8 protein-coding genes are annotated in these 10201 nt (G+C 48.0%); 3 read left to right on the top strand and 5 right to left on the bottom strand.

The window, feature by feature from the left end; all coding sequences use genetic code 11:
* Positions 1-242 precede the first annotated feature (242 nt).
* Positions 243-1574, bottom strand: coding sequence for a P-loop NTPase fold protein (locus QUB16_RS13055; protein WP_333316568.1), 1332 nt, complete (start codon positions 1572-1574; stop codon positions 243-245).
* A 337-nt stretch (positions 1575-1911) separates the two neighbouring features.
* Between QUB16_RS13055 and QUB16_RS13050 the strand changes: the two genes are divergently transcribed.
* The gene (locus QUB16_RS13050; protein WP_333316566.1) at positions 1912-2814 is read left to right on the top strand and encodes an FtsQ-type POTRA domain-containing protein; all 903 of its coding nucleotides are present in this window, start codon (positions 1912-1914) and stop codon (positions 2812-2814) included.
* 336 nt (positions 2815-3150) lie between these two features.
* Positions 3151-4425, top strand: a complete 1275-nt coding sequence (ftsZ, locus tag QUB16_RS13045; protein WP_333056121.1) for a cell division protein FtsZ — start codon at positions 3151-3153, stop codon at positions 4423-4425.
* Between the two features lie 160 nt (positions 4426-4585).
* Here the strand turns inward: ftsZ and QUB16_RS13040 are convergent, their stop codons facing one another.
* Positions 4586-5365, bottom strand: coding sequence for an MBL fold metallo-hydrolase (locus tag QUB16_RS13040; protein ID WP_333316564.1), 780 nt, complete (start codon positions 5363-5365; stop codon positions 4586-4588).
* Positions 5366-5668: 303 nt separating this feature from the next.
* Between QUB16_RS13040 and thiD the strand changes: the two genes are divergently transcribed.
* The gene (thiD, locus tag QUB16_RS13035; protein WP_333316563.1) at positions 5669-6478 is read left to right on the top strand and encodes a bifunctional hydroxymethylpyrimidine kinase/phosphomethylpyrimidine kinase; all 810 of its coding nucleotides are present in this window, start codon (positions 5669-5671) and stop codon (positions 6476-6478) included.
* 194 nt (positions 6479-6672) lie between these two features.
* Here thiD and dndE read toward each other — a convergent pair whose 3' ends face one another.
* The 3 genes from dndE to tnpA all read right to left on the bottom strand — a co-directional run bounded on the left by dndE (position 6673) and on the right by tnpA (position 10074).
* Positions 6673-7074 carry a DNA sulfur modification protein DndE gene (gene dndE / locus QUB16_RS13030; protein WP_190660605.1) on the bottom strand — a complete coding sequence of 134 codons (402 nt, stop codon included), beginning with the start codon at positions 7072-7074 and terminating at the stop codon, positions 6673-6675.
* A gap of 266 nt (positions 7075-7340) precedes the next feature.
* Entirely contained in the window at positions 7341-9338 is a 1998-nt protein-coding gene (gene dndD / locus QUB16_RS13025) for a DNA sulfur modification protein DndD (RefSeq protein WP_333316561.1), read from the bottom strand.
* 283 nt (positions 9339-9621) lie between these two features.
* Entirely contained in the window at positions 9622-10074 is a 453-nt protein-coding gene (tnpA, locus tag QUB16_RS13020) for an IS200/IS605 family transposase (RefSeq protein WP_333316582.1), read from the bottom strand.
* Positions 10075-10201: the final 127 nt, after the last annotated feature.

Below are 10201 nucleotides of genomic sequence, written 5' to 3'. Positions count from 1 at the left end.
GCAGATATGAGAGTTGAAAGTGGGGAAAGTCCTTAGTGGCGGCAAAGTTTTACACGACAATAATATTCACCGCCTATAGCCAGCATTCAACAGAAATCAGCCAGTGGGAAAAACCGCTGACTAATTTCTGTATTGGATTGTAAGATTTCGGAGTGGTGAGCGATGAATTTTCAGTTAAATTCTTTCTAAGTTTCTGGTGGTTAAGGGTTCTTAGAGTCGCGAAGGCATCTCAAAAATCCCAACTATTTTGGCTCACTGCGCTGCAGCCACTCCTTATATTTTCTGGTTTCTGCTAGGGCTGGATTAATCCCAAACCAACGACCTTCTTGATCGCGGTATTCAAAGACAAACATACTTCGCAACAAGATTTGAGACTCTTCTTCGCCGGTTACACTTTGTCGGTTGACGACTTGAAACAGCAATTCCCATTCCATGTCATTGATGGCTCCCAAAAGGTCATCGCGATATTCTTGAATGACGCTTTCGAGGCATTCGCGAGAGAAGGGAGGGTCTTCGTGCTGCAAACAGCTATACAAAAGCATCAGTAGATTGCGAACGTGACCGCCACTAATCCGACAAAGCCGATCTAAAGTTTCGGGAGAGTCAAACACCTGGGAAATCAAATCAATGCGTTGATGGGGAGCAACTTTCGGAAAAGCTCTAGCTAATACTAGCTGGCGCAGCAGTGCCATTCCTTCAATGTGGTCGTCGCCCGATCGCACTTGCACTGGTACCATTGGCATCACCTTGGGTTTGACTCCAAATCGACTGGCGAGGCGGCCGAAGTCGTTGGAAAAAATCAAAGTCAGGGGAATCGTGTAGACGACGTGGCAATTGAGTTTTTTCAACTGTTCGCCGCGGTCTAAAAACAGGTATTCTGGCTGGGTGCGTCCGCTGGGTTTGAGGGAGGCGTCGAGGCGATCGAGGTTGTCAACGATGACTGCGAGCCCTTTTTTCCCTTGCTGCTTGAGTTCGGCGTTAGCTTTGTTGAGGAGTTCTTCGTTGATGGACTGCAAGATGCTGTTGGTGCGGGGTTCGAGATATTGCCTGAGTTGCGATCGCAGTTTGGGAGAGTCTTTAGTTTTAGCAGTAACTCTAGCAATGCCTACAGATAACTCCGCTTCCGCTGACAAATCTATGGGAGTCTGCAAAAATTCTGCCACTTCTGCAAACAGATTTGTAAAATAGCTCGGTCTGAGTTTGATTTTAGCTGATTCCATAGTTTCGCTGACTTGGCGCGCAATGCTCAGCAAAATATCGCTGATATCTACATCACCCATGTCTAAGTCTTGGGAAGACTCGAAGTAAACAACGCAAAAACCCTCTTGCTCTAGCTCAGCTTTCAGTCGAAACAATTCCGTAGATTTGCCACAGCCGATATGTCCTGTAAATAGCTGACAGGTTGGCTCGTTGGGGGAGATGCGGGTAATGGTTCGCTGTAAAGATTCAATGATTTTGCCGCCACGCACGGAACCAAAATCAATGTAGTATTGATAATCCCCTGGGTCTCCCGCAACAAGGGTCTTGCTGGGGTTGCAGGCTTTATAGAATCTGTCTAATTCGAGTGCGATCACAATTGAAGCCGAATAAAAGTTAAAAAGTTAATCGAAAGTCTAAACTTTCTTTACTTGAGTTTAGTTTGATTTGTAACCTTTTGCCCTGTGGGGTAATGCCCTAAATACCCAAAGAACCTTGCTCTGGTAAGGGGTTTTCCCGGCGCTGGAATTGGCAATTATTAATTAATAATTTTTTATTACTTAGCGGACTCAGTGATATTACTGATATTGGCAGCAGTCTGGGTAAATTTGCGGGGATCTGGTTAAATGGTAGGGGAAAACAGGGCTCAAGAGACAGAGATTAAACAGTTTTGAATGTGTGCTAATCCTTAATTACTATATTGTCAAGACGTAGATGGCTAGTTTTGGAGCGGTTTCTCAAACAGAGTTAGGGCGCAGGCGCCAAAAGTTGCGGCAGCAGAGGCGCGCTCGATTGGTGGCTGTTGTGTGGCAAATGCTGGCAGCAAGCGCAATGGCTGGGGGTTTGCTGTGGTGGATTGGGCAGCCGGCTTGGTTGATTGCCCGATCGGAACAAGTGAAGGTGGAGGGCAATCAGTGGCTGTCGGACAAGGCGGTGCGGTCTTTGGTGCCGCTGTCTTACCCGCAGTCATTGTGGGGGATTCAACCGCAGGCGCTGGCCCAAAAGCTGGAGTCAACCGGGCCGATCGCCAAAGCTAAGGTGACTCGCAACTTGTTTCCGCCGAGTTTGACTGTAGAAGTGGCAGAACGACTGCCGGTGGCGGTGGCGCAGCCGACGGCGGTGTTGAGATCGAACAGTGACAAGGAAAAAGTGGGGTGGCTGGACGCTCGCGGAGGTTGGATGCCGTCGGATAGTTATACTGCTGTACGATCGCACAATAGTTCGATCGGGCCCGGCAGCATTCCGGGACCTCCGCCTCAGCGTTCTTTGCCCACTTTAAAAGTCATCGGGCCTTTGGAACAGTATCGCGCCTATTGGCCGAAGTTTTACCAAGGACTCAGCGGCTTGACGGTGAAAGTGTTTGAGATTAATTGGCAAAACCCGAACAACTTGATCTTGAAAACAGAGATCGGTACCGTACACTTAGGGCCGTACAGTTCCAAGACTGCGGAGCAACTTAAGGTTTTAGACCGAATGCGACAATTGCCAAAACAGATAGATTCAAGCCTCATAGCCTACATTGACTTGAAAAATCCTGCTTCGCCGATCGTCCATTTGCCACAACTCCCCGGCAGTTTGGACAGTTCAACTCCCGCACCCACTCGCGCCCAGAATTGATTCTCTGTCAACAGAAGGTAGAAGGTATCGATCGATAGGCAGAATTTTTGCCCATCAGGATCTATAGGCAGGGCTTGCAATCAGCACAGTTTTTGGATAGCGATCCGCGTCTGGGGCTAGTATCCATTTTTTTTCCTTCTGACGCAGCTTACAACTGCCTTAATCCGGTCAAGTACCTGGATGGCGTCAAGCGAGGTCTGGGCTAGCGAGGTCGGCCAAATCCGAGATTGCTAACATTAAGCATCGATCTGTGTTAGTTTTTCGCGCAACTTAGCCTATAGTTGATTGTGAATTGGCGTTTAGTTAACAAGCTCTAATCTACCATCCCCGACTCTAATGAAGCTTAATAATAGACAGGGGTCTGACCAAGACAGTCCCCCTTCGGAAGAAGTAAAAAATTTTCCGGTGGCTGCAGATTCCGCCAATCCCTTTAGACGCAAGTCTGGTTATGTAAATGTAGATAGTATTGATATCGATCCTATGGTCAATCCCAAAGACATAATGCCCAGCAGTGCTGCCAAAATCAAAGTAATTGGCGTCGGCGGCGGTGGGGGCAACGCCGTTAACCGGATGATTGCCAGCGAGGTTTCTGGTGTCGAGTTTTGGTGTGTGAATACAGATTCCCAAGCTCTGGTTCTCTCAAATGCTCCGAAACGCTTGCAAGTCGGACAGAAGTTGACGCGCGGTTTGGGGGCGGGGGGCAATCCGGCGATCGGTCAAAAGGCTGCGGAGGAATCTCGCGACGAGGTTGCTAATGCTCTGAATCACGCGGATTTGGTGTTTATCACAGCCGGCATGGGCGGCGGTACGGGCACGGGCGCGGCTCCGATCGTGGCTGAGGTCGCTAAGGAAATGGGCGCTTTGACTGTGGGCATAGTGACGCGGCCTTTTACGTTTGAGGGACGGCGGCGCACCAGCCAAGCTGAGGAAGGGATTGCGGCTTTGCAAACCCGGGTGGATACGCTGATTGTAATTCCTAACGACAAGCTGCTGTCTGTGATTTCGGAACAAATGCCGGTACAAGAGGCTTTTCGAGTTGCTGACGATATCCTGCGCCAAGGGGTTCAGGGTATTTCTGACATTATTACTATTCCCGGTTTGGTGAATGTTGACTTTGCTGACGTGCGGGCAGTAATGGCGGATGCGGGTTCGGCTTTGATGGGCATCGGTGTGGGTTCTGGCAAGTCGCGGGCTAGGGAGGCTGCGATGCAGGCTATTTCTTCGCCTCTGCTGGAAGCTTCGTCTATTGAGGGCGCTAGAGGTGTGGTGTTTAACATCACTGGCGGTACTGACATGACGCTGCACGAGGTGAATGCGGCGGCTGAGACGATTTACGAGGTTGTCGATCCGAATGCCAATATTATTTTTGGAGCGGTGATTGACGAGCGGCTTCAGGGCGAAATTAAGATTACTGTGATCGCTACTGGTTTTTCGGGAGAAGTTGCGTCGCCTCCGCCTCCGGGGCGGACACAAAATGTTAATGCTCCTTGGCGGGCTGCAACTGTGCCGGTGACTCCTGCTCAACAGACGCCCGATCCGAAAGCGAAACCGCCGCAGGATTTGGGATTGGATATTCCTGAGTTTTTGCGTAACCGTCGCCCGCCAAGATGATTTTAGATTTTAGATTTTGGATTTTAGATTGGGGATTTGGCGATTTTGGATTTTAGATTTTGGATTGGGGATTGGGGATTTGGAATTGAATCTCTACTTTCCCATCTAAAAAATCGAAAATATCGAGCATCTAAAATCTAAAATCTAAAAAATCTAAAATCTAAAATCTAAAATCTAAAATTTCTAGGGTTTGGCCTGGTTCGGGTTCGAGGAGTTGGGTGGAGAGTCCCGATTTTGCTAGTAAATCGCGAAATTCGGGGATGCTGCCGATCGATCGCACTAACATTGGTAAAATGCCTGTGGCTCGGATGTCTCCCGTCGCTGTAGGAAGGAAAAACCTAGGTTTGAGTGTTTGGGCAAGCTTCAGGGCTTCCGAAGGGCCGATGATGACTTGTCCGAGGAATGGGAAGATTTGACCGATGACTGGCGCGATCGCTACGTCTACTGTGTCTATTTTCTGTTTGACTTTTTCTAATGGCGGCAGGTGCGGTTCGTAGTAAAGTGTCTCGCCGCTGCTTAAATCTTTGAGCAAATAGCCGTTTTCTTCTTGTCCGGGCCCGATTTCTGCTCCGGGTACGGCGGTAATTTGTAACTTTTCTTGATAATTAAATTCTTGCCAATTGGCTAAAGATGTGATATTGGTGTAACCTAAACTGCTGAGGACTTTGGCGGCGGTGGGTGAGGCGATCGCGGGAATTGTGCGATCAAGCAATTCGAGTGTGGGCCTGTGACAGTGGTCGTCTAATCCTTGGGAAATCAGGATGAGGTCGATCGGCGGTAAGGTGCTGGGAGTGAAGGCGACGGGGGTGTTGTGGTAGGCGGTGAACAGCCAGGGTTGACCGTAAAATACGAGGGGATCGACCAGCCAGGGATCTACGAGGATGGTTTGGCCTGCGATGTGGAAGATCCAAGAGTTGAGGTCGATTCGGGTGATTTTCACAGTTGTTTGCAATAATTCTTTACATTTGGTTTAATCATAGCTAATTTTGTTTGGGAATTTTAACCCCTTCGGAAGCACAGGCGGGACGCCCGTGCCACGGGGAAGCACAGGCGGGGCGCCCGTGCCACGGGGCAGCACAGGCGGGACGCCCGTGCCACGGGGCAGCACAGGCGGGACGCCCGTGCCACGGGGCAGCACAGGCGGGACGCCCGTGCCACGGGGAAGCATAGGCGGGACGCCCGTGCCACAGATATGATTGGGATTTGTCTGGTTCAAGTTGGCGTTTATCTGGGGTGGAAGAAGATGATTAAATCGAAGATTCCTGTGGCTTTGACTGTGGCTGGTTCCGATAGTGGCGGCGGGGCCGGAATTCAGGCGGATTTGCGGACTTTTGCGTTTCACTGCGTGCACGGTACGAGTGCTTTGACTTGCGTGACGGCTCAAAATACTTTGGGGGTGATGCGGGTGGATGCTTTGTCTGCTGAGGCTGTGGCGGCTCAAATTGAGGCGGTGGTTGCGGATATTGGGGTGCAGGCTGTGAAGACTGGGATGCTGCTGAATCGGGAAATTATGGCGGCGGTGGCTTCACAGGTAAAAGCTTTGGGAATAGGGAATTTGGTTGTCGATCCGGTGATGGTTTCACGATCGGGCGATCGATTGATTGATGACGGGGCGATCGCATTTTTGCGGGATGTTTTGATTCCAATGGCTGCTGTCGTGACTCCCAATCGGTTTGAGGCGACTATTTTGAGCGGTTTGCAGATTGTTTCTCTAGACGATATGCGATCGGCGGCGCAGCAGATTTATCGTTTGGGTGCGAAAGCTGTTTTGGTGAAAGGCGGCGGGATGAAGGGGGATTTGCGGGGAATTGATGTTTGGTTTGATGGTACGCGGTTGGATGTGTTGAAGACTGAGAATGTTGATACTCCCAATACTCATGGAACTGGTTGTACTTTGAGTGCTGCGATCGCTGCTAATTTAGCATTAGGTAAAGATTTATTGACGGCGGTGACATTGGCTAAGAATTATGTTACTACTGCTCTCAAATATGCTTTGGATATTGGGGAAGGTCAAGGCCCAGTAGGGCATTTTTTCCCCCTGTTACTCAAGTAATAAGTTATTTGTTACTTCTTATTTGTTACTTGTTTGAGTCTGCTAATAATATCAAATCCACGATTCATCGAAATTATTCCTCTCTCTCTTCTCTTCCTCTGTGTTCTCTGCGTACTCTGCGGTTAAATCATTCCGATCCAACCGGAATTGATATAACCAATAACATGAGTGAACCGCCAACAGTCAACAATCAGTTAATTTCTTAATTTTTCAGGCGATAAAGCGATCGCCACCAAGTCTTCGATTTTCTTAATATTCGGATCGCCGGCTAAATAACCAATCCCTCGGTGCAAGTGCAGGCGAAATTGTTTGGCTAGAGTTTCTTTTTCTGTGCCTAAATTGTCTTGGTGACACCGCTGCTTGAGGGCAATTATCAAGATATCGGCCATGTCGCCGCCGAAGACATCCCAGCTTAATTCGACGTTGCTGTCGCTGGGAATTGGTACTGGCGATGGGATGCTGGGTTCGGCGAGCGATCGGCAAAATCCCCACCTGCATAGAATATTCCATTGATCGATTTTGGTCGATCGTTTCAGTTTTGATAGTTGGTCTTTGCCTGTTTGGGAGAGGCGGATGCGATCGACTGGTGGTTCCATAGGTTTAAGATTGTTTGGTATATTGTAAAAAGTGTTAATGTTGGGGAAGCAAAGCCTCTAGATAACCCGAAATAATTAACATTTTTTTACACGGCGCGACTTGATTAAATCGGTTTTTTTTGGTATTCTTATTTTAGTAGGATTTATCCTTAATAATGGGATGGTGACAAAAATAAAATTTTCGCAACCATCCCATTATAATATATATACTACCGCAACTCCCCAGCAAAGTCAAGGGGGTTGCGGCTATTTTTTAGCGCGAATTTTTAGTCCCAGAAGTAACCTTTTTCGACGCTGGTTTGGTGTTTGGCGGAGTCGTATTTGAGGAGGTAGCTGTGGGCGATCGCCTCTAATTCTTGGAGTTTTTCGTATTCTACTTTTCTAATTTCCGTGTCGGTAGAAAGCAGGATGACTTGGTGGCTGGCCGAGGGGAAATAGCGTTCCACTAGGTTGTTTCTGTGGGAGGAGTCGAGGCGGCCCAAGGGAGTGTCGATCGCAACTGGCAATTGTCTCCCGGATACTCTAGCCAATCCCCACAAAAAGGCGATCGCCAGCAATTGTTTTTCCCCGGCTGAAAGTCGGTGTTTGGGTACCGGTTTGCCTTCTGGATCGTAAATGGAGAGGCTAAATGTTTGAGTGTCGATCGCAACTCTGTGCACGAGGTCGGTTTTGTGCAACAGGTAGCGGAAACAGTCGGTAATTTCTATTTCGAGTTTGTTGAGTTTTTTGAGGGTGAGTTTTTCTTTAAAGAGTTTCAGGGTAGCTTGGGCTTTGGCGATCGAAGCGATGACGTGTTGGCTGTTTCTGATGGTGATGAATTCGCTGCTGTAGCTTTCTAGTTCTTTTTGGTTTTTAGCTAATTCTCTTTCTAATTCATCGACGCGGCGGTTGGCTGATTCGCAGGCGGCGGCTGCGATAGCGACTGCTTTTTGGGCTTTCCTGACTTCTTCTTCTAGTTTTTCGTAGGCTTCGGGGGAAGCTGCGGCTGCGAGTTCTCTGTCTGTAAAGTCGATTTCGGATTCGATGTTTTTGATTTCTTCTATTTGGTCGCGGGCTAGAATTTGCTGGGCTTTGATTTGGTAGCTAAGAAGGTTTTCTAGTTGCTGGATGCTGTTGTTGTCGGCGTTCATCCAGGGCGAAACGTCTGTTCCCGCTTGCTGTTCGAGTTCTTGGTTTTCTTGGCGGATGAAGTCTTGAATTTTATCTAGCTGTTGGGGATTTAAGGAGATTTGCGCGATATAGTTGAGAAGGCGATCGCTTCTTTGTTTGATAACATTTTGGGCAATCTTTGCTTGCTGCTGGCTGGATTCTGTTTCTGCTTGAATTTTTGCTTCACTTAGCAAGGGCGAAATTAGGGCGAGTGGTAGCGTATTTGACGCCAATTCCATCATGGCTTGACGGCTTTTTTCTGCCTGATTTCTGTAGTCGTTTAGCTGTCTGTCTAGTTGACTGCGATCGGCGGCAATTTTCCCGCCTTCAGAAATAAATTTGTCTGATGCTTGTTTCTGATTTTTTTGAGCTTTCTCTAACTCATTTTTAAAGCTGGCTTGTTCTTGCTTAGCTAAGTCTATTTTGTCAGTAATTTCCTTAAAAGTTTGTTCGATTTTCTCTAAAGCAGCCAAGTCTTTTTTGCCAGCAATTTCTTTCCGCTTGCGGCCGGCTAATATTTCTAAATCGACGGCGAGGCGTTCTGCTAATTCTAAACCTAAAAGAGATTTAATCGCCCCGACGACAAAATCTGGCGGTGTTTCGAGTTCGGCGAGTTCTTTTACTTGTTCGCCGTCAAACAGAAATAGGTTGGATATTCCGACGGGCAAAAGGGTTTCGATGTATTCGTCCCAGGTGTTAGTAATTGCTTTGTCCGACCACCAATCGCTGACTATCTCGCTGTATATGAGAATGCTTAAGGTGTCTTTGATGTCTAATTTTTTCCAGTATCTAACTATTTTGAATTGAGTTAATTTGTCGTCTTGGACTTGTTCAAATGTTAGTTCGACACGGGTATCTTCTAATGGGGGAGTGTGGCGGTTGACGCATTGATTGAGAAAGTCGCTGTAGCTTAAATTGCCTCTGGTGGAACATTGGGCGCGGCCACCGTAGAGGGCGAGGCGAATGCCGTCCATGAGGGTGGTTTTGCCGCCGCCATTCATGCCGCCAAATAAAATGACTGGGCAGGGATTTCCGTCTTTTTCGGGGCGGAGATTGATGGTTTGGGTGCCTGCATAGGGCCCGAAGTTTTTGAGGACGAGTTCGAGGAATTGCATTGTAGATGTTGTTGAGATGGGATGAAAGTTGGTGGGTGCGATCGGCGTATCCGACAGTCCGGGGTCGATCTGTGAGTCCGACAGTCCGACAGGGATTGAAATCCCTGTCTCATAGCTGAAGTCCTCTGAAGAGGACTGAAGTTTGTGACTGTTGAATCTGGGTTTTTAGTCGGTTTTAACCGACTTTCGCTCTCTCGACGGGGATTTCAATCCCCGGCGGGTCTGGATGTAAACGCAATAGCTGGAGAACCCGCGAGTCGGAGAGTCGGTCAATGTTTTTGAATTAATTCTCTGGCGAATTCGGGTGCCACCGGGTGGGTGGATTGTCTTGATCCGTGATTTGTTCTAAATGCGAATTGGTAGTTTTTTGCAAATGATGTTCCTTTTGATTTATCACATAAGCGACTGCTGAGTCTAGTTGTTTTTGTCCTAAAGAAAATACTCCGTATCCTTCTTGCCACGAAAATTTATTGGGATTTTGCAAAGTTTGATTGAGATAACGGCTGCTGCTACCTTTAATATTTTTAACGAATTCAGCGATCGATTGGGTCGGAGGAATGGAAACTATTAAGTGGACGTGATTTTCTGTGCCGCCGATCGCATGAAGGATGCTATTGAGGGCGTCTGCTTTGCCGATGATATAAGAGTAAAGTTCGGTTTCTTTTGCGGGAGATATGAGAGGCTGTCGCTCTTTTGTTGCCCAAACTAAATGATAATACAGCCGCCACATTGCCATAAAGATTTTTCCTGATTTTTTAGGTGGATTTATGATTCTGTCAGCGAATCCGAGAGTGCGATCGGGGTGGATCTGTGAGTCCCCCAGTCCGACAGGGATTGAAATCCCTGTCTCATAGCTGAAGTCC

It is taken from the genome of Microcoleus sp. D3_18a_C4, assembly GCF_036702415.1.
Classification (GTDB): domain Bacteria; phylum Cyanobacteriota; class Cyanobacteriia; order Cyanobacteriales; family Microcoleaceae; genus Microcoleus.
This window is presented reverse-complemented; position numbering and strand designations above follow the sequence as displayed.